This is a genomic window from Leptolyngbya sp. FACHB-261 (assembly GCF_014696065.1).
Classification (GTDB): Bacteria; Cyanobacteriota; Cyanobacteriia; order FACHB-261; family FACHB-261; genus FACHB-261.
In genome coordinates this window covers 20218-45021 of sequence record NZ_JACJPL010000010.1, presented here as the reverse complement: position 1 = coordinate 45021, position 24804 = coordinate 20218, and the positions used below count along the sequence as shown (strand labels likewise).

At 52.8% G+C, this 24804-nt stretch carries 21 protein-coding genes; 9 read left to right on the top strand and 12 right to left on the bottom strand.

The features are described 5' to 3' along the window. Positions 1-73: 73 nt before the first annotated feature. Positions 74-1747, top strand: a complete 1674-nt coding sequence (locus H6F94_RS04475) for an iron uptake porin (RefSeq protein WP_190801031.1) — start codon at positions 74-76, stop codon at positions 1745-1747. Between the two features lie 63 nt (positions 1748-1810). Here H6F94_RS04475 and H6F94_RS04470 read toward each other — a convergent pair whose 3' ends face one another. Continuing rightward, on the bottom strand, positions 1811-3115 hold the full coding sequence (locus tag H6F94_RS04470; protein ID WP_313949222.1) for a homoserine dehydrogenase: 1305 nt from the start codon (positions 3113-3115) through the stop codon (positions 1811-1813). A gap of 98 nt (positions 3116-3213) precedes the next feature. Here H6F94_RS04470 and lnt point away from each other — a divergent pair, with 98 nt between their 5' ends. The 3 genes from lnt (at position 3214) to cysC (ending at position 6233) form a co-directional block, all read left to right on the top strand. Further along, complete coding sequence (gene lnt, locus H6F94_RS04465; protein ID WP_190801030.1) at positions 3214-4812, top strand: apolipoprotein N-acyltransferase; 1599 nt, start codon at positions 3214-3216, stop codon at positions 4810-4812. A 22-nt stretch (positions 4813-4834) separates the two neighbouring features. Further along, complete coding sequence (locus tag H6F94_RS04460; protein ID WP_190801029.1) at positions 4835-5566, top strand: hypothetical protein; 732 nt, start codon at positions 4835-4837, stop codon at positions 5564-5566. Positions 5567-5648: 82 nt separating this feature from the next. Further along, positions 5649-6233: an adenylyl-sulfate kinase gene (gene cysC / locus H6F94_RS04455; RefSeq protein WP_313949221.1), complete on the top strand. Its 585-nt coding sequence runs from the start codon at positions 5649-5651 to the stop codon at positions 6231-6233. A gap of 166 nt (positions 6234-6399) precedes the next feature. On the opposite strand, the gene H6F94_RS04450 is transcribed toward cysC, so the two are convergent. Continuing rightward, positions 6400-7281 (bottom strand): class I SAM-dependent methyltransferase, encoded by an 882-nt coding sequence (locus H6F94_RS04450; RefSeq protein ID WP_242040998.1) that lies wholly within the window; start codon positions 7279-7281, stop codon positions 6400-6402. 91 nt (positions 7282-7372) lie between these two features. On the opposite strand from H6F94_RS04450, the gene H6F94_RS04445 reads away from it, so the two are divergent. Further along, positions 7373-8266 carry a Uma2 family endonuclease gene (locus tag H6F94_RS04445; protein WP_242040997.1) on the top strand — a complete coding sequence of 298 codons (894 nt, stop codon included), beginning with the start codon at positions 7373-7375 and terminating at the stop codon, positions 8264-8266. Positions 8267-8616: 350 nt separating this feature from the next. On the opposite strand, the gene tnpA is transcribed toward H6F94_RS04445, so the two are convergent. After that, entirely contained in the window at positions 8617-9030 is a 414-nt protein-coding gene (tnpA, locus tag H6F94_RS04440) for an IS200/IS605 family transposase (RefSeq protein WP_190801027.1), read from the bottom strand. A gap of 189 nt (positions 9031-9219) precedes the next feature. Between tnpA and rplI the strand changes: the two genes are divergently transcribed. The 3 genes from rplI to H6F94_RS04425 are packed head-to-tail and all read left to right on the top strand — an operon-like array spanning position 9220 to position 14642. Continuing rightward, the gene (gene rplI / locus H6F94_RS04435) at positions 9220-9684 is read left to right on the top strand and encodes a 50S ribosomal protein L9 (protein WP_313949220.1); all 465 of its coding nucleotides are present in this window, start codon (positions 9220-9222) and stop codon (positions 9682-9684) included. A gap of 39 nt (positions 9685-9723) precedes the next feature. Further along, entirely contained in the window at positions 9724-13470 is a 3747-nt protein-coding gene (locus H6F94_RS04430) for a replicative DNA helicase (RefSeq protein WP_190801026.1), read from the top strand. Then, positions 13467-14642 carry an extracellular solute-binding protein gene (locus H6F94_RS04425; RefSeq protein ID WP_190801025.1) on the top strand — a complete coding sequence of 392 codons (1176 nt, stop codon included), beginning with the start codon at positions 13467-13469 and terminating at the stop codon, positions 14640-14642. Before H6F94_RS04430 ends, H6F94_RS04425 begins: the two co-directional genes overlap by 4 nt. Here the strand turns inward: H6F94_RS04425 and H6F94_RS04420 are convergent. The 4 genes from H6F94_RS04420 to H6F94_RS04405 all read right to left on the bottom strand — a co-directional run bounded on the left by H6F94_RS04420 (position 14634) and on the right by H6F94_RS04405 (position 17516). Next, entirely contained in the window at positions 14634-15119 is a 486-nt protein-coding gene (locus H6F94_RS04420; protein ID WP_190801024.1) for a hypothetical protein, read from the bottom strand. The two genes, H6F94_RS04425 and H6F94_RS04420, sit on opposite strands and share 9 nt — an antisense overlap. Continuing rightward, positions 15088-15597, bottom strand: a complete 510-nt coding sequence (locus tag H6F94_RS04415; protein WP_199320208.1) for a late competence development ComFB family protein — start codon at positions 15595-15597, stop codon at positions 15088-15090. The genes H6F94_RS04420 and H6F94_RS04415 overlap by 32 nt, the downstream gene beginning before the upstream one ends. A gap of 267 nt (positions 15598-15864) precedes the next feature. Beyond that, a complete protein-coding gene (locus H6F94_RS04410) occupies positions 15865-16971 on the bottom strand; it encodes an aldo/keto reductase (RefSeq protein ID WP_190801023.1) in 1107 nt (368 codons plus the stop codon). A gap of 41 nt (positions 16972-17012) precedes the next feature. Next, positions 17013-17516 (bottom strand): bifunctional nuclease family protein, encoded by a 504-nt coding sequence (locus H6F94_RS04405; RefSeq protein ID WP_190801022.1) that lies wholly within the window; start codon positions 17514-17516, stop codon positions 17013-17015. 240 nt (positions 17517-17756) lie between these two features. On the opposite strand from H6F94_RS04405, the gene H6F94_RS04400 reads away from it, so the two are divergent. Continuing rightward, positions 17757-18437 carry a riboflavin synthase gene (locus tag H6F94_RS04400; protein WP_190801021.1) on the top strand — a complete coding sequence of 227 codons (681 nt, stop codon included), beginning with the start codon at positions 17757-17759 and terminating at the stop codon, positions 18435-18437. Positions 18438-18531: 94 nt separating this feature from the next. Here H6F94_RS04400 and H6F94_RS04395 read toward each other — a convergent pair whose 3' ends face one another. From H6F94_RS04395 to H6F94_RS04375, 5 genes are all read right to left on the bottom strand, one after another. Further along, positions 18532-19797: an MFS transporter gene (locus H6F94_RS04395; RefSeq protein ID WP_190801020.1), complete on the bottom strand. Its 1266-nt coding sequence runs from the start codon at positions 19795-19797 to the stop codon at positions 18532-18534. A 335-nt stretch (positions 19798-20132) separates the two neighbouring features. Then, positions 20133-20426, bottom strand: coding sequence for a hypothetical protein (locus tag H6F94_RS04390; protein ID WP_190801019.1), 294 nt, complete (start codon positions 20424-20426; stop codon positions 20133-20135). Between the two features lie 211 nt (positions 20427-20637). Beyond that, positions 20638-21261 carry a cytochrome c oxidase subunit 3 gene (locus H6F94_RS04385; RefSeq protein ID WP_190801018.1) on the bottom strand — a complete coding sequence of 208 codons (624 nt, stop codon included), beginning with the start codon at positions 21259-21261 and terminating at the stop codon, positions 20638-20640. A gap of 38 nt (positions 21262-21299) precedes the next feature. Continuing rightward, positions 21300-23075 (bottom strand): cytochrome c oxidase subunit I, encoded by a 1776-nt coding sequence (gene ctaD, locus H6F94_RS04380; RefSeq protein WP_190801017.1) that lies wholly within the window; start codon positions 23073-23075, stop codon positions 21300-21302. An 80-nt stretch (positions 23076-23155) separates the two neighbouring features. Further along, entirely contained in the window at positions 23156-24307 is a 1152-nt protein-coding gene (locus tag H6F94_RS04375) for a cytochrome c oxidase subunit II (protein WP_313949219.1), read from the bottom strand. Positions 24308-24804: the final 497 nt, after the last annotated feature.

The following is a 24804-nucleotide window of genomic DNA, read 5'->3' as shown; positions in this document are numbered from 1 at the left end:
AGGCAGGCTTAAGGACTCCCAAGGACCGACTGTGGGATAGTGTGATCGATCCAGTGTGAGGATATAACTTGCCATGTCTAAAACTTTTTGGAATTCTCTACTAGCAACTCCGGCCATCTTAGCTACCGCCTGGATAGTGGCAGATGCGCCAGCAGCTCAAGCTCAGAAAACTCAGCGGTCCCAATCAGTTCAGGAGACAATTGCGCAGATCAGCGAATACAGCACGGGTAGCCCCCAAGCTAGTGAGCTGGCAACCACAGAGCAGGAGCAGCTCACCTCAGTTTCGCAACTGTCCGATGTCAAGCCGACTGACTGGGCCTTTGAAGCATTACGGTCCCTAGTCGAGCGCTATGGCTGTATTGTTGGTTACCCAGATAGTACTTACCGGGGTAATCGTGCACTTACCCGTTATGAATTTGCAGCCGGTTTAAACGCTTGTTTGGATCGGGTCAACGATCTCATTGCCACCGGCACTTCTAATTTGGCAAGCCGGGAAGACTTGATTACCCTGCAACGGTTACAAGAAGAATTTGCAGCTGAATTGGCAACTCTACGGGGGCGTGTTGATTCGCTAGAAGCTCGCACCGCTGAGCTAGAAGCCAATCAGTTCTCAACGACCACAAAGCTAACTGGGGAGGCTGTTTTTAGCTTCTCAGGTTTAGCTGGCGATGATGTTGACTCAAACATCGTATTTCAAGATCGGGTCCGCTTAAATTTCAATACCAGCTTCAATGGTCGCGACCTACTGCGCACTCGTTTGACCGCCGGTAATGCCGAACGCTTCCTCACGCCAGGCAGTCTAGATGCGATTGATCGAGGTACAGCCGAGGGAGTTCTAGCTACTCGAATTGGAGCTTTGACTGGCAATGGCATTGAGCTAGAACGGCTTTCTTATGCGTTTCCGGTTGGTGAACGGCTGCAAGCGTTTATTGCTGCCCGTGGTATTCACAGTGATTACGTCTTCAGCACAATCAACCCGTTCTTTGAAGACTTTGATGGCGGTAACGGTGCGATTTCCGCCTTTGGTCAGGAAAGCCCTATTTACCGCATTGGCGGTGGCTCCGGCATTGGTCTCAACTTCGCCTTTGACTCAGAACGCCGCTTCGTATTCACCGCTGGCTATCTAGCTGAGAATGCGGCGCTTGCTACAGGTAGTAATGGCTTATTTAACGGTGATTATGCCGCACTTGGTCAGTTAACCTTTACCCCCACGAAAACTGTTCAAATTGGTTTAACCTACGTCCACGGCTATCACACCAGTGGCAACTTCATTTTCGATATCGGCAATGGCAATGAGTTTGTAACCGGGACTGTACCTGCTAACGCGCTGCATACTGCGCTCAACACCTCAGCTGTTACCAATTCCTATGGCCTTCAAGCCTCCTGGCAAATCACACCTCGATTTGTGCTCAATGCCTTTGGCGGCTACACCTCGCTGACTTTACTCAACCGAGGCGACAGCGATATTTGGTATTACGGCCTGGGGCTTGCCTTGCCCGATCTCTTCAAAGAGGGCAACTTGGGCGGCGTTTTAGTCGGTGTGGAGCCCTACTTAGGCTCACCTAACATTGGTGGCGTGCAAGGATTGACGAACGATACTTCGCTGCACATTGAAGCCTTTTACAAGCATCAACTGACCGACAACATTTCGATTACACCGGGTTTAATTTGGGTCACAGCACCCGAGCAAAACAGCAACAATGCCGACTATGTAGTCGGCACGCTCAGAACCACGTTCACCTTCTAGTGAATGAGGCTGCGTTTGCAATCTAGAGGTGCTAGCTTATTGCGATCAGGGGTGGCGATGGTGCTACAGAACTCGCAGTAGGCTAGCAATGCTGTGCAATGCCTTGAGCTGACGAATTTCGTTCAGGGCTGCATTCACATTGCCCTCACGTACAGTGTGTGTAACCACCACAATTTCGGCGAGTCCATCGCGCAGGTCTTTCTGCACAACCGATTCTAAACTCACCCCTTGATTGCCGAAACAAGTGCCCAAGGCGCCAATCACGCCCAACTCGTCCCGTGTCAGGAAACGAATGTAAAAGCGGGTTTCCAGACTGGCCATCGGGCGCACTTTGGAATAGTGATCGTGGGGACAGGCCAGCAGTGGGTTAATTGTCTGGGCAGGCTGGGTAGCACCACCTGTTTTCAGGGCTGCCACAATATTCAAAATGTCTGAGACCACAGCACTGGCAGTCGGCCCTTCACCAGCACCCGGACCAAAGAACATCACCTGCCCCAAAGGATCGCCCTCGATCACAATGGCGTTATAGACATCATTAACGCTCGCTAGTGGGTGCTCTCGAGGAACCAGAGTCGGATGCACCCGCAATTCCACTTCGTTAGGATCGGCGCCGGGATCTCGGCGGGCAACCGCCAACAGCTTGATCACAAAACCCAAAGTACGGGCATACGAAATATCTGTGGCGCTGACATTGCGGATGCCTTCACGGTGGATTTCTTCCAAGTGAATGCGCCCGCCAAAGGCTAAGCTCGCCAGGATGGCTAATTTGTCAGCTGCGTCATAGCCGTCAACATCGGCGGTGGGGTCAGCTTCGGCATAACCCAAGCGCTGAGCGTCTTGTAGGATCGCCTCAAAATCGCCCCCCTCATTCTGCATGCGCGTCAGAATATAGTTGGTGGTGCCATTGACAATGCCAGTCACGCCGCGCAGTCGATTTACCCCCAGAGCCTGTTTGAGCGGGGCAATTACCGGAATCCCTCCACCCACCGCAGCCTCTAGCAAGACATAGACGCCCGCCTGGTTAGCTGCTGAGAAGATTTCATGGCCGTAACGGGCCACCACGGCCTTGTTTGCCGTAACCACGTGCTTGCCCGTCCCAATGGCCTTGAGAATTAGACTGCGAGCCGGTTCCAAGCCACCTAGCACCTCAACCACCAGGTCAACATCTGGGTCGGTGACAATGCTCTCCAGATCTGAGGTTAGTTTTGCGGCGTCAATAGAAAAGCGGCGAGGCTTATCAGGAGAGCGCACGCCAATGCGAGCAATTTCGATGTCTTTGAGCAGTGGATGGCGCTGAGCCGGATCCAGCAAAATTTTGGTAACGCCTGTGCCAACGGTTCCTAACCCCAGTAGCCCAATTTTGATCACGAAAAGCCTGCCTATCTGAACGCAGAGGTCGCTGACCGATCAAGTTTAGCTTCGCGGGGCAACTGCTCTGGCTCCGGTTAGTACTCTGGACCGATAAGATGACACTGATGCTGAAACGGCTAAATTCTCCAGTGGCCCTGGCGGCTTTCGGTGGTCTGCTGATGGGCCTAACCCCTGCCCCTCTGTCGCTGTGGCCTCTGGCCTGGCTGGCACTAGTTCCCCTATGGTTAGGCGTGCAGAAGTTGGGCGCCAAGCTGAGCGAACCAGGGCGGAGCTTATCCGGTAAACCGGGTCAGCGATTCACCTCCCCTGGCTGGCAAGCCTTGAAGCTTGGCGCAGTCTGGGGGCTGTTTTACCACGGCATTGCCTTGTCTTGGATTACAGGCGTTCACCCTATGACTTGGATGGGGGTTCCCTGGCTGGCAAGCTTGGCCATTGCCCTGTTTTGCTGGGGCTTCATCACCTTTTGGGGCCTAGCGATCAGCGCGATCTGGGCCTGGGGCATGACTGTCTTGACCCCAAAATTGGGAAGCGTCGCTCGAATTCTGGTTGGCGTAGCCCTGTGGTGTGTCTTAGAAGCCATTTGGAGCCACGGGCCGCTGTGGTGGACTTCCCTCAGCTACACGCAGAGCCCACACGATCTGGTAATTCTGCAACTGGGTCGCCTATCGGGTCCCCTGGCTATTACGGCAGCCATTGTCGCGGTGAATGGCCTGCTGGCAGAAGCTTGGCGACAGCAACAACGGCGCTATGCCCTGAGCGCCCTAGGTCTAGTAGCGGTTTTGAGTTTGTACGGCAGCTTGCTGCTGAGCCGGCCTCTGGTGGAGCCTGTCAATGCCACTCTCAGAGTGGGGATCATCCAGGGCAATATCCCCAACGAAATCAAGCTCTATCCGGGTGGCCTACGGCAGGCACTTGAGGGCTACACCACTGGCTATGAAACCCTAGTCAGTCAGGGCGTCCAAGCAGTTCTCACACCAGAAACAGCGGTACCCATTCTCTGGACTGACCCTGGAGCCCGCGAAGCCTCTAGCCTAGAGCAGGCAGTCCAGCGCTTGCGCGTGCCTATATGGGTGGGTGGCTTTGGGCAGGTACCAGGAGCCCCCAATCACTACACCAATAGCTTATTTGCACTGGATAGCCAGGGGCAGGTCGTCAACCGCTACGACAAGGTGCAGTTAGTCCCGCTCGGCGAGTACATCCCCTTTGAATCGGTGCTGGGAGGCCTAATCGACCGGCTTTCACCCCTGAATGCCCATCTACAGGCCGGTCGTCCCGGTCAGATATTTGACACGGTTTTCGGGCGCATGATCATGGGAATTTGCTACGAATCTGCCTATCCTCAGCACTTTCAGGCGCAAGCCCGTGCAGGTGGCACGCTAATTCTCAGTGCGGCCAACAACGCCCACTACAGCGCTACCATGCCTGCGCAGCACCACGCTCAGGATGTGATGCGAGCCATCGAAACCGATCGTTGGACGGTCCGCGCTACTAACACTGGCTACTCCGGCATTGTTGATCCTTATGGCCGTACGCGTTGGCGTTCTGGCTTGAGGTCTTATGAAACCCATGTCGATACCGTTTACCGACGCACTACCCAGACTGCCTATGTGCGCTGGGGGGATTGGCTGACACCGTTGTTGGGGCTTCTGGCTTTGGCCGCCTGGACCAACAAACAGTTTCTGCCTAGGCGTTAGCATCCTGTGGGAAGCTGAAAGGATGCTCAGCTCTATTTGTGCCGCTCTTGAACCTGCCTTAAACCTGATCGAGCAGTTCGCCTGTCGCTACGAAGTTTGGCTGGACCGGGAGAACTATCGGCTCTACAGTCTGGATCAACAGCCGGGCTTGGGGCTGTTAGTGAGCAGTGCCGCTGACCTTTGGACTCCGTTAGGGCTAGTGCGTTCGCTGCTGGATCAGCACTTGGCCGGTCGCATCCTAGACCGCTATATTTTGCTTTCACCACTGGCTGATGATGACTTGCGGCTCAACTATTTGGTGCAGTTTTACTGCTCGCTGATTGAGAACTTGAAGCCTTGGACAATGACCTGCCTGAGTTTAGAAGCCACTCCTGAGCAAATTCTGGCCGCCCAACCTCAGCCCTTGGCGGCTCCACAGTTACCGCAGGAACTAGAAGCCGGTGGGGTCGTTGAGAACCTGGTGATTCGCAATCAGGGCGGCGACCTGTTCTGGATTCTGGATCAGGTGGCTTTGTCTGGAGAAGAGCCAGTGTTCACCGGCGTCGTGCCAGAAGCAGAAGCTCATTCCCTGGCAGCGCTGGGCAGACTGGCAGCCGTAGAGTGGGCAATGGCGCAGTTCTCCAAGCCAATGGCTGCAGAGGGCAAACTCTACAGCCCTAGCGGACGCTTAAAAGCTAGCCAGCCTCAAGTTGCTCGTGCCCTACGGTTTGCGAACAATGCCCACTGGCAGCTACCAGTGGTACGCCTGACATAGCACTGCGCCTGATGTAGCGCTACGCCCGATGTGGTGCTGCGCCTGGTGTAGAGTAAATTGGACGATTTCAGGAGCCCAGTTCGTGCAGAATACCCCTTCAGCTGTAGTGACTCAGACCATCGTGCAACATAAGGGCGCGGTGCTTTGGTTTACAGGCTTGTCAGGCGCAGGCAAGTCTACGGTTTCGGAGCGGCTCTACGCGATCCTGAATGAATTGGGCTGCCCCCATGTTGAACTGCTCGATGGCGATGTGGTGCGCACCAATTTAAGCAAGGGCTTGGGCTTCAGCAAAGAAGATCGAGATACTAACATTCGTCGGATTGGTTTTGTGGGCGAGTTGCTGGCGCGGCATGGTGTGATTGTGATGACCGCCGCAATTTCGCCCTATCGTGAAGTGCGCGAAGAACTCAAGGAACGCATTCCCAACTTCATTGAGATCTTCGTTGATGCCCCTTTGGAAGAGTGCATTCGTCGGGATGTCAAAGGTCTATATCAGAAAGCGCTGTCGGGTGAAATTCCTCAATTCACTGGCGTTTCTGATCCCTACGAGCCACCCCTGGATCCAGCTTTGACTCTCCACACCCGCGACGAATCAGTCGAGGAATCTGCAAACCAGGTGCTGCAATATTTGTTCGATAATGGCTATCTCAGTCGAGCCAACGCCTAGCAGAGTTAGCAATTAATTTTTATGCAACCTTTTGTATGAGACCTGCCAAAGGTTGCATAGAGGTTAATCGCATCACAATAAAAACTGCTAGCACTCAACTTTTGCTTAAGTTGTCTTGCTTGAGAACTTTGATTACTCAAGCAAGACGACTAGCTTTTATCCCCTACTAAGCAACAGTAGCAATCACCGTCCGATGGCGAGGGCTATTGCTGGTCACGGTGGGAGAGTTGAACCCGGCCTCAACCAGCGCTTGTTCGATATCCAGGGTGAAATACTCGTTCAGGTAAGGCTCTGTGCTTTTGAGTAGGGTCAGCACATAGGGTGGCATTTTGCGGTAAATCTCTGAGCTGGGATTCATATCCATAATTGCCAACGAGCCACCTGGACGCAGCAATCGTCGTGCCTCCCGAAAGATAGCCACCGTTGCAGCTTGCGGCAGTTCATGGCAAACCAGGAACATCGATACCAGATCAAAAGACTGGTCTGGCAGGCCTGTCTGCTCAGCGGCAGCGTGAACTAGCTGAACCTGTCGTCCTTGCTCGCGGTAGCGGTGTTGGGCCACGGCCAGATAGTAGGGTGACAAATCTAGGCCGACTACCTGCGCTGTTGGATAAACCTCTTGGAGCGCCATTGTGCTCATGCCCACGCTGCAACCGATGTCCAGGATGTTCTGGGGGGCCGGGACGGCCTGCTGCAATAGGCTGTGATAGGACTGGCGTAGACAAGCATCCCCATCTCTCTTGGGCTCAGACCAAACGCGAGAGTGAACCGCGTAAGCGGCAACCTCCACTTCTAGTGCGGCCTCCAGGTTCATGTTCCCGTCTTCGTAGGCATGAAAGGAGGTGAGATAGTAGTCCGGATAGGTGACCTCGGGGTTGGTCACTGCCTCAAGATCTGACTGCCAGTCGCGTTGGCGCAGCTTTTGCACTTCCGAACGCCACATCACGCCCATTGACTCTGCGCGGTTGATCATCATGTTGCGAGCGCCCAATTTAGCCAGCGCCGCTACTGGTTTCACTGCCAGCAAGCCTGTGACCAGCCGCAGCATTGGGGGCAATTCTGTTTTGTTGACAGGAGAACTTGTAACCATTTACCCAGAGTGTTTTATGCCAAGCAGAGGCATTCTCGCATAGGCATAGATGGATTGTTCACTAGATTGCTTGCTGGCCAGAGCTGATCTAGACGTTCTCGATGTTCTCGCGGTGTTCTTGCAAGGGTCTCGCTTGCTGCAAACTGGTCCCGATAAACTGATTGCATCAGCTAGCGCTTATCGAGGCGGATCTGCAATGTTCCTCACCCAAGATCCAGAGCTTCCTCCAAAGTTACCCTCGCCTGAGTCCGAGGAAATTGCCTTTCCTCCCAGTGATTTATGGAGTGACGAGCCGCCCTTAGAAAGCGATCTGCACTTGCAGCAAATGGTATTGCTGTTGGCCTGTCTCAACTGGTGGTGGCGCGAACGCAGCGACTTCTATGCAGCTGGAAATCTCACCATTTATTACAGTCCTCGCCAGCGTAAGTGTGAGGACTTTCGAGGGTCAGACTTCTTTGTGGTCCTGGGGACTGAGCGCAAACCCCGAAGGAGTTGGACTGTCTGGCATGAGGATGGTTTGTACCCCAATGTGATTGTGGAGTTGCTCTCGCAGAGCACGGCCAATACCGACCGGGGACTCAAGAAGGAAATTTACGAGCGGATCTTCCGCACTCCCGACTACTTCTGGTTTGATCCTGAGACTTTAGAGTTCGCCGGATTTCACTTGGTTGAAGGGCAATATCAGCCGCTAGAACCTACCGCTAAGGGATGGCTGTGGAGTCAACAACTAGAACTTTACCTGGGTCTCCACGAACGACAACCGCGATTCTTTACGCCTGAAGGACAACTGGTCCCGACAGAGGGAGAAAGCGAGCCACAGCGGAAGGAACTGGCTCAGCAACAAGCAGAAGTTGAACGACAGCAGAAGGAACTGGCACAACAACGAGCAGAGTCTCTAGATGCTAAGTTGCGAGAGCTAGGGGTTGACCCGGATACTCTATAGACTCCTTCAGATTTAACTAGCGTCTATGCTGCCAGGCTCACAAGTGCTGCACTTCCCCAAAGGTTGCGCAGATCCAGCTAGAGCCTGTAGTTGTTCAGCACAAACGTGTGGAGGTTCAGCTAGAGCTTGTAGTTATCCAGCACAGACATGTAGGGATTTGATTTGGCCTTGTAGCCATTGGGCGTAAACGAGCAAGGAAAAGGCTAGACCTTGTAGCTGTTTACCGTAACTATGGGGAGAACTAGTGTGAGCTTGCAGGGATGCAGCGTGAGCTTGTAGAAAACCTTCAGAGAAACTCGGCGATTGAAATTGCGGCTAGACAGGCAAAGTCCGCGAAGGCGGACTGGAAATCATTGGGGAGATAATGCCCAGGTTGGGATGGTTGGTTTTTGGTGATGGTGAGTAGCTTGGTTTCTGACGTATTTAGCTACTTGTTCTAAGTTTTCATGGCTAACAGTGAATGCTCCGTAACCACCCTGCCATTTGAAAAAAGTATCGGGTTTAGCTTCGTGAGTAATGCGATGGGAGGAACTACCTTTCACGTTCTTAATGAGGTCAGACACAGTTAGCGTCGGTGGAATTCCAACTAAAAAATGCACATGATCTTCAATGCCACCCACTACAACAACAGTACAAGCGAGCTGTTCGCAGGATTGGATAATTGCCCCATAGATTCGCTTCTGAATATCCGGTGTGATTAGGGGAAGGCGATCCCAAGTCGCCCAAACTAAATGCAAATACAGTTGCGTGAAATTAGCTCTCATCTTCTTCAACCCGCGAAGGCGGGTTTCGCCCGTGTAGCCGCGATTTCAATCGCCGGGTTTCTGTAACGTGCTTACCTAAATGACCTGGTAGCCACGCAAACCTAGAGCCGTGAAACCTGGTTTCCAGGTATACTGGAGTGCTTTCGAGTATCTTGAATTAACGAACGGGCAGGTTAAGGAGTACGGACTGTGGCAAAGAAAGACACGCAGATTATGCTGAGTCGCGACGTCAGCAAACTAGGTCGCGCTGGAGATTTGGTCAAGGTTGCCCCCGGCTACGCCCGCAACTATTTGATCCCTCAAGGATTAGGCGTCCGGGCGACCACTGGTATTCTCAAGCAAGTTGAGCGGACCAAGGCACGCGAACAAGTACGCTTGCAAGCGGAGCGTGAAGAGGCCGAAAGCCGCAAGACCGCGCTAGAGACCATCAACCGCTTTGTGATTCGCAAGAAGGTTGGTGAAGGCGATGCCATCTTCGGTACCGTAACCGACCGCGACGTCGCTACGGTAATCCAGGAGGCTTCAGGTCTAGAGATCGATCCTCGCGAAGTGACGGTACCGGAAATCAGCAAAACCGGCGTCTACGAGGTCCATGTCAAGTTTCACGCAGAAGTGACCGCCACAATCCGGGTACAGGTCACACCAGGGAGTTAAGCTTCTAGCACGTTCAGCACGTCCAGATAGCCTTGCCCCATGCAGGAACTCAATATCGAGCCCCTCAACGACCGTCTGCCTCCCCAAAACATTGAGGCAGAGGAGGCGATCTTGGGGGGCATTTTGCTTGACCCAGAGGCGGTCACGCGGATTACCGATCTGCTCAAGCCAGAGTCGTTCTACCTCACGGCCCACCAGGAAATCTACCGGGCTGCCATGGCCCTGCATGCCCAGGGCATCCCCACAGATCTGATGAGTGTGGCCGCCTGGCTCGTAGATCGAGACCTGCTGGAGCGGGTGGGTGGGCAAAAGAAGCTAGCAGCTCTGCTAGAGCGCACCATTAGTGCCGTCAACATCGATCAATACGCCCGCATGGTGGCGGAGCGCTATCAACGGCGCAGCCTGATTCGGGTGGGGATGGATGTGGTGCGTCGGGGCTACGACACCAGCACCGAACTCAACACTGTCATGTCGGCCTGCGAGCAGGACCTGTTCAACGTCACTCAGGACCGACCGCAAGGTGGCTTAGCCTCTGCCGCAGAGATCCTCACAGCAACCTTTGCCGAAATTGAGGGGCGGGCAACCAATACTATTTTGCCGGGTCTCGCGACTAGCTTCTATGACCTAGACGCAATGACCCAAGGCTTTCAACGCTCAGATCTGATCATCCTGGCTGCAAGGCCGTCCATGGGCAAGTGCCTAGCCCACGGCTCAGAAATTGTATTAGCAGATGGCAGTATTGCCACCATCGAAGCGATTTATCAGCGTCGCCAAGCGCAACTTTTGACCCTCGGACAAGACTGGAGATTCCATCTCACTTCTCCCTCCGCCTTTGTGGACGACGGCCACAAACCTGTCTTCAAAGTAACAACTGGCCTAGGCCGAGTTATTGAGAGCACAATTACCCATCCATTTCTAACGGCTAAAGGCTGGAAGCAACTAGCAGAATTAGAACCTGGTCATGTGATTGCTGTCCCTCGCAAACTAGAGATCTTTGGCTCAGAGGTCATAGCTAATAGTGAGCTTGAAGCACTTGGACCAGTAGCTGAAGCTGTTCCCCCACTTGTTTTCAAACTCAATCGCATTCAGGTTGCTTTATTCCTCAATCGCCTGTTCTCGACAGACGGCTGGGCCACAGTTCTTGCAAGTGGGCAATCGCAACTGGGCTATGCGACGGTTAGCGAACGGCTAGCGCGTCAAGTTCAGCATCTGCTACTGCGGTTTGGAATCGTTGCTGCCCTCAAAAAAACATCACCTCAGAATAAAAGCAACAGTCAGTCTGCTTGGCAACTTGACATTACTGATCTCCAGTCCATTAAGACCTTCATTGCCGAGATAGGAATCTTGGGCAAAGAAGAGGCTCTGGCACATTGGCAACTTGACATTACTGATCTCCAGTCCATTAAGACCTTCATTGCCGAGATAGGAATCTTGGGCAAAGAAGAGGCTCTGGCACAAGTGCAAGCAGCACTCACCGAGAAGCCCTATCAGAGCGAGTGCGATCTAATTCCAGTTGAATGGCAACAGATTGCTCAGGCGAAAGGTACTGAGTCTTGGCAGGCGCTAGCGAAGAGAGCGGGCATTCGAGAGGATCTAAATATTCATGCTGGCAAACATGCTCTATCCCGGGAAACGCTACTCCAGTTAGCTTTTGCTCTTGATGATCTGCCGCTTCAACAGCTGGCGACAAGCGATGTTTATTGGGACGAGATCGTCTCTATTGAATCAGTAGGATGCAAGCAGGTTTATGACTTGACGATCCCAGAAACTCATAATTTTGTTGCCAATGACATCTGTGTTCATAACACTGCGTTCGTTTTAAATATTGCCCGTAATGTGGCGGCTGCGCATAAGTTACCTGTGGCAGTTTTCAGTTTGGAAATGTCCAAAGAACAGTTGATGCAGCGCCTTTTATCCACGGAGTCACGCATCGAGAGTAGCCGCTTGCGTGGTGGACGCATTACTGCCCATGAGTGGGAACCTTTGGGCCATGCAATCAGTGCCCTGTCGCAATTTCCACTGTTTATTGACGATACTCCCAACCCTTCCGTCACCGAAGTTCGGTCCAAGTGCCGCCGTCTCCAGGCAGAGCAGGGAGGGGCATTGGGCATGGTCATACTCGACTACCTGCAATTGATGGAGGGTGCAGGTAATGAAAACCGAGTACAGGAACTTTCGCGCATTACCCGTTCCTTAAAAGCTCTCGCCCGTGAACTTTCCGTACCTGTGATTGCACTCTCGCAACTTTCACGGGGCGTAGAAGGTCGTACCAATAAAAGGCCGATGCTGTCAGATTTACGCGAGAGTGGATGCTTGACCGGTGACAGTCTAGTTACATTAGCAGACACTGGAGTTCAAGTACCGATTCGTGAATTGGTTGGTAAGTCTGACTTTGCTGTTTGGGCACTGAACGAATCGACTTTGAAGCTAGAGCGAGCACTAGTCAGCAATGCTTTTTCAACCGGTGTAAAACCGACCCTGCGACTTCAGACCCAATTAGGCCGCGCCATTCGAGCAACAGGAAATCACAAATTCCGTACTATTCATGGTTGGAAACGATTAGACGAGCTGACCGTAGGGGAGCGCATTGCCATACCCCGTTCTTTGAGTAGCCAATCTGAAGCATCGATGCCAGCTAGCCAATTAGCCCTGCTAGGGCACCTGATTGGTGATGGCTGTACGTTGCCACGGCATGCCATCCAGTACACGACCAGAGAAGAAGACTTGGCTCAGACCGTTGCTTCCTTGGCGGTGACATCGTTTGGAGAGCAGATTAAGCCTCGAATCAAACGAGAAAGAGAATGGTATCAGGTTTACCTGCCTGCGGCTTACCGTTTGACTCACGGTTTGAGAAACCCGATCGCAAGTTGGTTAGCTGGGATGGGAATCTTCGGTCTCCGATCCCATGAGAAATACATTCCTAACCAGGTTTTTGAGCAATCTGAAGATGCAGTAGCTCTGTTCCTACGGCACTTATGGAGTACAGATGGTTCAATCAAGCTGATCCAAGGCAAAGCAGTTCGTCCAATGGCTTACTATGCCACCAGTAGCGAACGGCTAGCCCGAGACGTACAAGCCTTGCTTTTGCGACTACAAATCAACGCCAGATTGAAAGTTATCTCCCAAGGCGGCAAGGGGCGCGATCAATATCATCTAGTTATCACAGGGAACTCTGATCTAAGCAGATTTGTGAGTTTTGTAGGAGCGGTTGGTGGCTACAAACAACAAAGCCTGAGCGAAGTATCAGATTACCTTGCCTCACATATTGAGAACACCAATCGAGATGTAATCCCCTATTCCGTTTGGAGAATGTATGCCGTGCCAGCGATGCAGCAGCATGGAATCACACTTCGACAGATGTACGAGCGAATTGGTACAGCACATGCAGGTACAACAATTTACCAGCAAAATTTGAGTCGTGGACGTGCTGCTAGACTCGCTCAAGCCGTTCAATCTCTTGAGTTAACTTACTTAGCCGAGAGTGATGTTTATTGGGATGAGATAGCATCGATCACAGAGTCTGGTGAGGAAGAGGTTTTTGATCTCACAGTTCCAGGTCATCACAACTTTGTCGCTAACAACATCGTTGTTCACAACTCTATTGAGCAGGATGCGGATGTTGTAATTATGCTTTATCGAGATGAATACTATAATCCCGACACTCCAGATCGCGGCATCGGTGAAGTGATTATTGCCAAACATCGTAATGGGCCGGTAGGGACAGTAAAACTGCTTTTTGAGCCGCAATTTACGCAGTTTCTGAATATGGCCTCTTCTAACCGATGAGAAGACGCACGTTACTGTTAGGTGCAGGGGCACTGACGCTAAGTTCAGGGCTTGAGGGGTGCGGCTTCTTGGGCGAGCAACCTCTGCAAATTCTGGCTTTGCAAGATGCAATTCCTGTTCAGCTTCTTGATTTATTTCGTAAAACTAACAATCAAAAGCTGGAAATCCGAGAGCTAAAAACACCTGCAGCTCTGTATGCAAGCTTGCAAAGTTTCCAGGATCAATCGGCTAAGAAATCTCCGTGGCGGCAAACACCCCAAGTACCAGGACTAGCGTCTTTAGGAGATGCCTGGTTAGCTGATGCAGTGGCTAAGCAACTGCTGCGGCCTATCGATACAACTCGCCTCTCAAACTGGTCCAACCTAGCGGCCAAAGCCCCTATAGACTGGCAGCGCTCGGGTCAGATCCAAGGCCAGACTTGGGGAGTGCCTTTTCGCTGGGGCACAACGGCCATTGGCTATCGACGGGACAAGCTCAAAACTGCGATTACTGATTGGGCTGACCTCTGGCAACCAGCCTTGAAGCGTCGCCTCACCTTGCCAGACTCGCCGCGCGAAGTCATTGGCCTGGTGCTCAAACACTTGGGGGCCAGCTACAACACCGCCGATCTCAATACGGTAAGCGGTCTCCAAGAGCAACTTCAGGCGCTCCAGCAGCAAGTTCTGACTTACAGCTCTGATGCCTATCTTCAGCCCTTGCTCCAGGCTGATAGTTGGGCCGCTGTTGGCTGGTCAGCTGACTTGTTACGTGCCGCCCGTCAGGAGCCTGAGCTACAAGTTGTCGTTCCCCGCTCAGGAACAGCGCTGTGGATTGACTTTTGGGTCCAGCCCACCAGCTCAAGCAATTCTTCCCAGACGACACCCAATTCGACATCAGCAACAGAGACCACACAAGTCGAGAGCTGGCTCAACTTCTGCTTGCAACCTGATGCCGCTGCCCGCATTACCGTATTTACTAACGGCACATCACCCGTACCGATAGAAGCCAATACCCTGGCAGATTCTACGGTAGGTGAGATAGCCCAAGCAGTTCTGCAACCCCCAGCCATAGTTCTGCAACGCTGCGAACCACTCCTGCCTTTGAGTCCAAGTACCACAGAGCAGTACCGTCAGCTCTGGCAGGAGCTCAGAACGGGACAGAAACCCAACCCGATAGACAGCGGCTCAAAATGACAGGCGCGAGCCGCCTCGGATGCTGCTGACTCCCCCAGACTCCAAGAGAACCTGACAGTCACGGCTCGGTTGTCCAGAGGCTGCCACAGGACCATTGGCTTGACAGGCATAAGCTCCCAAAACATTGTTTTGAGTGTCTAGCACGCGCAGCTCATAGCGAAAATCATTAGCCGCTGTACCAAAGCGGTTGATGAAGTTATAGCGCTCTAGATAATCCATCAAGCGCCATACCTCGCGGCGCACCACCAGGTCCACCCTACCCTGACGGGGACGGGGTCGCCAGCCGTTCACGAGCTTGCCGCCAAACTGCTGCTGGGCCAACCAGAGGCTAGGGATAGTGAGCCCACTCTCAGAGATGGGCGGTGACTCTACAGGCACTGACTGAGCCAGAGCTGCTGAACCCGGCAGGAGTAGGCTGAGTACTAGCCCTATACCAGCCAGTCCCCTACAGCAGGCGGCGGTCATCGTGCCAGTCATAAGATTGGTTGGGCAATGAGCTGCCTCGCTTGTGCCAGCTAATCTGGCCTCGGGCCGTCTTAACTAGTGTTTGCTCAATGATCTCAGCCAGGTTATTCCAGCTGATGTCATCCTGCTGCAAAATCTCACGCAATTCGTTTAAGGCCATCTCCTGCTGCATCCCTTCCAGGTTGATGGGCAGTGGAGCCGAAACGCGCAGGGGATCGCGTTGCACAGCGACCATCGCCTGCCGTACCGCCGTAACCACCTGGCTACTGGCTTCATTCTTGGCCCTTAAGCGTTGGGCTCGCCAGCCCTTTTGACTGGTGGCATAGAGCGGAGGCAAACGATTCAGTGCATAGGCTGCGACCTCAGCTGGGCTGACATACTCTCGCATAGCCACAGGTAGACGCTGCATCTGGCGGTCTACCTCCTCCAGCACTAACTCCTCCATGGCGTTTTTGAAGACCCTAGGTGAATTGGGGTTGCGCGTCGTCATAGCCCGCTCTCTTCTGAGGTACGAGGTTTAGTGTTCGAGGTTGCGGCTCCTCTAGGAAATGCTCAGTCAGGTCTTGCTTACCTGGTCAATTTAGTCTGCACCTGATTTGATCACCTTGAAATCCTGAATTGAGCCGACCCGGATTGAGTCGATTGTATACAGGAGATGTAAATCAATTTCGCCGACTAAACTTTGGGTTGAGGACTAACTGAACTTCCTCGGATGTCTCTACTCTATGTTTATCGTAGCCTTACCCAAAGGCAATGCTCAGCCCCATAGGCGACGCCCCTCCCCCTGATGTAGCTGCTCATGGGCGTCTCGGAGCAAGGCTGGAATATCCAGCTCCTGAGGGCAACGCGGTAGACAATCCCCACAATCGTTACAACGATTACCCTTGCGGCCCGGAAACCAGTGGCCAGCATTTTCAAACATGCGATAGCGATATTGGCCGTAGGCTTCCATGTCTAAGGCCACTGCTAAGTTCCGGAGCCGTAGCACCTCAGGAATTTGAATCTCCTCAGGGCAGGGAATACAGGCATAGCACTGAGCACAACGCTCTGGTCCTAAAGTCTGAAGGGCTGCCTCCAACCTCGCCAGAGCAACCTGTTCTTCAGCACTCAAAGTCTCATCTTGATCGGCAAAGGCCAAAGGTGTATCTAGTTCCTGCGGTGTGGCCGCGCCCAAGCTGAGAGTGTGGATTCGGGAGTCGCTTAGCAGAAAGCGGTAGTTCAGGGCCAAGGGCGAGAAGGGCTGACATAAGTCTCTCAGCTTGGTGGAGGGAGTATGCAGCAGACCGCCTTTGTCAGCCGGTGAAATGATAAAGACGCCGATATCTAGGTCTGCTGCCAGCTGCACTGCCACTACATTGCGAGGGTTGGACCAGTAGTAGTGCAAATTGACAAATTCAAATAGACCTGTGCGCAGCGTGGTTTGAATGAGCTCCAGTGAGCCATGCGTGGAGAATCCCAGGTGCCGAAACAAGCCCTCCTGTTGTAACTGGTGGAGCGTTTCTTGGCAGGCCAGTGCCAGACGCAGGTGCTCAGGGGTATTGATACCGTGGAGAGCCAAAGCATCTACAGACTGCAAACCCAGGCGGTTGAGGGACTCTTCTAGCTGACGGCGCAGCTCAACCGGGTCTGTAGGCGGAACGAGTTTAGTAGTGATAAAAGGGCGCAGGCTCAGGTGAGCTAGCGCACGCCCCAAATAACGCTCGCTCTCGCCGTAACCTCGTGCTGTTTCAACGTGGTTGATGCCTAACTCAAGCGCACGCTGAACAGTCTGGATGGCATTCTCCTCGCTCGCCAAGCAACGCATGGTGCCAAGAGAAAATACCGACAGGTTCAGATTAGTTTTGCCAAAACGACGATACTTCACGATTGGGCCAATCGGAAAGGGATTCGAGGCCGACCAACTCCTTAGTTGCCACCCCCCTGCAAATCGCCCCGTTGGACAAAATCCTCAGGCCGCAAGTTTGAAATAAATTCACGAAAGGCACGCCGCTCAGCTTCATCTGCCTCTTGATCAACCGGAATCGAAGCTTGGGAGACGACCTCTTCCATCACCCAAATTGGACAGTCGGCGCGCAGGGCAATGGCAATAGCATCACTGGGTCGTGCATCGATATCTTTAGTCACTTCTCCCTGCTTAACAGTCAGGGCTGCGTAGAAGGTATTGTCCTGCAGGGAGTGAATCACGATCCGTTGCAGCACCATGCTACCTCCCTCCAGGAGGTTGATGATTAAATCGTGGGTCATAGGGCGAGGCGGCGTTTGGTTCTCTAGTGCGCTAATAATCGCCTTCGCCTCCGGCTGACCAATCCAAATAGGTAAAGCTCGGCGCTCAGTAGCATCGCGCAGGAGAACGACAGGGCTGCGGCTATTTGCGTCGATGCCAATCCCAGCCACTCTCATCTCAATCATCGGCGTTGTCCCTAAAAATCTCTAGGCCAAGAGGGGAGGAAGAAGGTGATCACAATGTAGTCACAGATTCAGACCTGATCGTATCGGCGGCTTCAAAGGTTTGACAAGCGCACAATAGCCTGTTGACAACTCTTTGCACAGTTCCGAACAGCATGGCAGATCCCCTTAACTATTGTAGAGACTTAGACGGCTCCCTGTATCCTAAGAAGCAGTTGGTGCCTCGCTTTGAGGAGCTTTGTCATGTTCACCGGCATTATTCAAGCGCTGGGCGCCGTTCAGGCCCTCAGCCCCACCCGAGTTGCCGTTCGTTGCTCAGCGACAGCTCTAACTCAGTCCTTAGAACTGGGTGACAGCGTGGCTGTAGATGGCATTTGCTTAACGGTGGTGGAAATCTTGAGCGATGGCTTTGTGGCTGGAGTTTCTCCAGAGACATTAGGCCGGACTACGCTGCGCGATACCACGCTCGAACACCCTAGTCGGGCCATGGTCAATCTTGAGGCGGCTTTGCGGGTGGGTAGCAAATTGGGGGGACATTTTGTCAGTGGACACGTTGATGGCGTGGGCCATCTGCGAGAGCGCCAGTCAACTGCAGACTCCTGGCTACTGAGTTTTGAAGCACCACCCAGTGTGGCTCGCTATATCGTGCCTAAAGGCAGCGTTGCTGTGAACGGCGTGAGCTTGACGGTTGCAGACTGCAACTCTGAGGGCAGCTTGTTCAGCGTAGCGGTCATCCCTCATAGCTTTGCAGAGACTAACCTCAGTCAGTTAGCCCCTGGGGCAGCCGTCAATTTGGAAGCCGATTTGTTAGGGAAATACGTCGAGAAGTTCTTAGGCTTGGGGCAGAGCACCCAAAATGGGGGTCGTACGGTTACGAGGCAACCTGTGACGGCAGCTTTCCTCAGTGAGCATGGCTTTCTCTAAGCTACTGACAGAAAAGCTGGTGACAGGTGATAGATAGCTGTTTCCACAGCCTCTTAGGGACTGCTGAGAAGCAGTTTTGAGGGAACACTTGCTTCTATCTCCACCAGGTCCAGAAGCCCAGGAAACCCTTACTGGTGATGCTCCAGGCCCAGGTTCCCGATAAGGCCACGAGTACGCTTAGGCCTAACAGAACCACTCGCAAGCCTAAGGCATCCGCCAAAATCCCTGCTAGAACTAGGGGCAAGGAGAGGGCAATGTTGGTGGCGTTGTTTTCAATGCCAAACACCTTGCCGCGCATGTGCTCGGGGGTTTGTTCCTGGATCAGAGTTTGCATTGGCACCGCCACTAGCGAGGCGCTAAATCCCAGCAAGACACTCAGGCTCAAGCCAGCCCACAAGTTCGGGGCAATAGTAAACACCGCTAGGCTGACCGCGATACCTAGGAAGCCAAACAAGGGCAGCGGCAAATGACTAAAGCGATGGCCGACTTGACCCAGCCAAACGCTACCAACGGCCAGCCCCAGACCTACTGGTGCAATCAAGAAGCCGAACTGCTCCGACTTCAAGCCCATTTCTTGCGCTAAACCAATATTGAGTACGAAGAGTGCCGCCAGCGTCGAGAACAACACGGTCAGTTGCATGAGCGCACTGCTGACTTGACGATTCAGCCGCAGGTAATCGATGCCCTCCCACAGGTCAGCCCAGAAATGAGTCTTCTGCCCTGCCTTGAGGGCAATCACTTCTGGAATTGGACGCAGGACCAACAGCCCAGCGAGCAGGTACATCCCAGCTACTAAGACTTCACGCCCAAAGGTCGGCGACCAAGACTTGGCCCAGCTTAGGAGCGGCTCCCCAATGGCATAGCCGACCAGCAACGAGCCCACAAGCGAATTAGTAAACAGGGCGTTAGCAGCCAATAGACCATCCGGGCGGATGAGTAGGGGAATTGCTGACTGCTCAGCCGGTGCAAAAAACTGCGTGAGCGTTGAGACCAAAAAGGTCAATAGCAGCAACAACAGAAAATGTGCTGGAAATACTGTCAAAGCCAGAACCAGTAGAGCTCGCAGCATGTTGCAGGCCAAAAGAACCCGTTGCTTAGGCCAGCGATCGACATAGATACCCGCAGCTGAGCCGAACAGGATTGCCGGCAGGGTATAAGCAACCATCACAGCCGAGCGCATGGAGTTTGAACTGTGGAGCGTTGGATAGCTGCTGAGGGTAGCAATCAGCAGCGTAAAAAAGACTTTGTCCGCTATCTGTGCGCTGATCTGACTCCCCCAAAGCATCAGAAACCCTTGATTCTGAAGCACCTGCCGAAAACCAGTGAGTGGCTCAGGCGTAGGTTTATGAGACTCCGACATCAAACTCCTGACTCCCTTAATGTCCCCTTAATTGAAGTTGCCAGACCACTGAGAGCATTCGCGTCAGGCTACCTAACCCTTCTAAACAATCTCAGTGTTGACCGGACTGGCTTTGTAACAACAGGGCACGGAGATAAAGCCGGGTGGCCCCACAGATTTTTAAAGCTCAAACTCCTAGACGACTACGGGACTCTATTAAGTTCCAGGACGAGAAGTAGACTCTCGCAAGCTGAGTCGAAAATCTCAACACATGGACAGCCTTATTGCTAGGCTGTCCCTCCTGTGGTATTTGCCGTAGCTTCGCCTAACACTCAGGCACTCGGAAATCAGAGAATTTAGGAGCGGCTAGCAACGCTCGGCACCTTGTCACTGATGCTTTGGGTATCCGAAGTTTTTGGGTAAATTTCGATGTGGTTAAACAGGGTAGTGACAAAGGCAAATAGCAGGAAAGGTAAAGACAGAACAATCACTAAGCCAACAGCCAAGGCACCGTAGAGCGGGTTGCTCATTCCTAATGCTAAGGATGTTGCTAGAGCTACGAAAACTACGATTAGCCAGACAATAATCTGACCATAAATATCGCCAAAGGATAGAGTGCAGGCAAAGCGGTATTTTCCCAGCTCTTCCATCGCTATCACCTCATAATTGCTAAAAAAACTAATCAAGACTAGGCAAGGGTGAACTTTAGCCTATCTACTTCTGGAATTGTAGAGGAATGTAGAGAATTTTTCTCATGAATGTGACAAAGCGCAACGAACGAAAGTCTTGGGCTTGTCCCGATCGAAAACAAGCTCCAAGTCTTTGACTTGGAGCTTGTTTTTCTTCTGCCTTATCGCAACTCTAAAGGATATACAACAGCAGGAATAGAATAATCCACACAACGTCTACGAAGTGCCAGTAAACTTCTGTTGCTTCTATTCCAAAGTGGTGTTCCTGGGAGTAGTGCTTAATATTCCGGGAGCGCCAAAGAACAGCCGCCATGAGTAGCAGCCCAACCAAAACATGCAAACCGTGAAACCCGGTTAACACGTAGAAGGTACTTCCAAAGAGGCCCGACTTAAGACCAAACTCCAAGTGTTTGTATTCATAAATCTGGCCCGCCAGAAAGACAGCGCCCATCGCAATCGTGGCTACGAGCCAAAGTCGTAGGCCAGCAACGTCGTTCTTCTTGACCGCTGTATCTGCTTTGTGGATCACAAAGCTGCTAGAGATCAGAATCAGGGTGTTGACTCCTGGCAACAACGTTTCCAGCCTGGGAGTTCCTTCCGGTGGCCAACTGGGTGCTACCAAGCGAAAAGTGAGATAGGCAGCGAACAGACCCAGAAAGATCATGCTTTCTGAAATCAGAAAGACGATGACTCCCAACATGCGATGGTCTGGGTGTTCTGCATGATGAGCAGCTGCCTTCTCAGCAACAGCGGAGTGATTGAGTTCAGCCTTTAGGTCAGTGGTTGAAGCTTGCATGAGTTCTTAAGGGCTAACTTCCTAGACACAAATTGACGCTAGTCGCGGTTGTGGCTCTCACCTTGGCGGTCATCAGGGTGAACTGCAACCGCTGGATCTGGCTCAGCCCGTAGAGCCGAGGCTGGACCAGCTGATAGGGAAGGAGATTCCGCATCCGAGAAGGGAACATCCACCTCGGTGCTGCGGTCACCCATGCCGTAGTCATAGGGACCAGTTGCCAACACAGGATCAGCGTCAAAGTTTTCAACCGGGGGTGGCGAAGTAGTCATCCACTCCAACGTGAGACCATTCCAGGGGTTACTACTGGCTTTGGGGCCGTAAAACCAACTCCAAGCAGCATTGACCAGGAAGGGAATAGTCGAGATCGCCAGAATATAGGCCCCAATACTGCAAATCAGGTTGAGGGTGGCGAACTTAGGGTCGTAGATAGCAATCCGCCGCGGCATTCCTTCCAGGCCTAGCTTGTGCATAGGTAGAAAGGCCATATTGAAGCCGACGAAGTTCAGCACGAAGTGGATCCGCCCCCAGGCTTCATCCAGCATGCGCCCAGTCATCTTTGGGAACCAGTGGTAGATGCCCGCGTAGATGCCGAAGACGCTGCCACCGAACAGCACATAGTGCAGGTGCGCTACCACGAAGTAGGTGTCATGCACGTGAATATCGAACGGTACAGCTGCGACCATCACGCCGCTCAAACCGCCAATCACAAACATGGACACAAAGCCCATTGCAAACAGCATGGCGCTATTGAGGCGCAATTTGCCCCCCCAAATTGTTGCCAGCCAGCTAAAGACTTTGATCCCTGTAGGCACTGCAATCACCATCGTGGTGACCATGAAGAACATGCGCAGCCAGTCTGGGGTACCGCTGGTGAACATGTGATGCGCCCAAACAATCAAGCCTAAAAAGCTAATGGCACAGCTAGATAGAGCAATGGCTGCGTAACCAAAGATCGGTTTGCGCGCATGCACTGGCAGAATCTCTGAGATCATGCCAAATGCAGGCAGGATCATGATGTAGACCGCTGGGTGAGAGTAGAACCAGAACAAGTGCTGGTAAACCACTGGGTCCCCGCCACCGGTGGGGTTGAAGAAGGTAGTCCCCGCTAGCAGGTCAAAGGCAAGCAGAATGAGTGCTCCCGCGAGGACTGGCGTGGCGATCAGTGCCAAAGCTGAAGTTGCCAGCATTGCCCAACAAAAGAGGGGCATCTGGAACAATCCCATGCCGGGGGTGCGCATCTTCAGAATCGTGACGACGAAGTTCAGCGCCGCCAGGATCGAGGAGGTGCCCAACACCAGCACACTCATGATCCACATTGCCTCGCCAATTTGAGTTTCCGTGAGCGTGCTCAGGGGCGGGTAGGAAGTCCAACCAGCGCTAGCCGCACCGCCTTTAACGAAAAAGCTGCTGATCAACAGCACCCCTGCAGGTGGGATCATCCAGAAGGCAACGGCGTTGAGCTTGGGGAACGCCATATCGCGAGCCCCAATCATCAGAGGCACCAGATAGTTGCCAAAGCCACCGGTTAAGGTCGGCACGATCCACAAGAAAATCATTACTGTGGCGTGGATCGTGAACAGGCTGTTGTACAGCTCCGGCGAAACGAAATCTGACTCTGGTGTTGCAAGCTCCGTGCGAACAGCTGTCGCTAGGGAACCTCCCACTAAGTAGAAGAAGTAAGTGGTGACCAGATATTGAATGCCGATCACTTTGTGGTCGGTGCTAAAGCCGAAATAATCTCGCCAATTTCGATTGCCACCTTCCTCAGGGTGGGCAGCGAAGTTAGCGTTCTCTTGAAGCTGCGCTTGAGTCATAACCAGTCCTTGTGACGGATGCGAGCACCACTTTGGTAAGTCGCGAATGGGCAGCAGAGGCTAGAGGAGACAAATACTCCCTAGGGATACAAAGTTGCAGAGTGGTGAGCATGAGGCATAGCAGCACGAATTGCCGCTAAAGACTCAGATTCAATGCCCATCTCCTGGAGGTGAGCTGTCAAAAAGGCAGGCTCTGTAGGGCTGGGGGTAGTAGCCATGAGTTGATCAGATTGATCGGACGTCTCACTGCTAGCAACTTCTTGTTCTTGCAGCCAGGCGTCGTAATCTTCCTGGCTCATCACGATCAGTTTGGTGTTCATGGCACCGTGGTAGGGGCCACAGAGTTCAGCGCAACGCACTGTGTACTCGCCTGGACGCACAGGGGTAAAGCGGATGTTAGTCTCGCGGCCCGGAACAGCGTCCTGCTTGAGCCGGAACTCAGGCACCCAGAAGGCATGGATAACATCATTAGCGCTGATGTTCAAACTGACTTCACGACCTGCTGGCACATGCAGTTCGCCTTCTACATTCTCCAAACCTGGATAGGTGAAGAGCCAGCCGTAGCGTAGCGCCGTCACATTGATAACTACATCAGGAGGTTTGCCCTGGTTTTCTGGAGACGCGCCTATTTCGGGAGAAGTCACACCGGCCCCAGGTGCTTCTCGCAGTTGCGGAATCGCTCCATTGCGCACCGCAGCAGTCGCAGGATCAGACATGGCCTCATCCTTCATCTGCTGGTTACGAGTTTCAGAAGCAGGCACAGTTTCCTGGGGTTCTGGGAGGGTCGCTGCATAAGCTGGGCTGGCCCCTAAGGCGAAGGGCTGCTCATGATGGGCGTGAGACATATTTGGATGAGACATCATCTCGATGCCACCCTCTGCCTTGTAAACATCAAAGCTGTAGATTGCCAGGAACAAAACGATGACGGTTGGAATACCGGTCCAGATGATCTCCAATGGCACGTTGCCATGGACGGGTGGACCATCGGTATCGTCTCCTTTGCGCCGTCTGAAGGCGATAGCAGAATAAATAATTATGCCCTGTACAAAGATGAACAGGCCGGTGGAGATCATCAACATGAACTCAAACAGCCCATCTACCAGAGAGGCCTCTTTGGAGGCAGCCACCGGCAGGAGATTGTGATGCTGGCCGTACCAGATACTTACCAGGACAACTAGTACGCCTACAGCGGTGACCAGCACGGTTCGAAGTAGAACTGCAAAAATACTCACAACTTTCCTAATAACTCTCTCAATACTTGCGACCGTAACATTCGAGGAAACTCTGCTGTTGGATAGACTGCTACTACGCTATGAATTCCTCCTCCGCTGAGAGACCAGCCTTAGCCATTTCTTCAGGATCAAGACCTGTAAGCCGCTTGGGTTTTGAGGCTCAATTCATCGCTTCGTGGCTGGCATCACACCTGTTTCCTCGATAGCATACATCCCCGTTTCTGAGGTCATTGCCCCTGGAAAGTTGGGCTAGCACTCTTAGGAAAAACTAGGCAAGTCTCTACCTTCCGGAAGATCCTAACTGAGGCGATCCCGTCTGCAAAAGTAAGCACTATTGTATTTTGTTTAGAAATGAAACAGGCAACAACTTAATGTTTCGAACAGCAAACTAAAGAAATCCCTAAGGCTCTGCTCGTGAGCCGAAACCTTCATTACGGTAAAGACGTAAGTTCAAAGCCTGATCTCCTCAAAAGGCGTTTGAAGGGGCCTGAACCTGA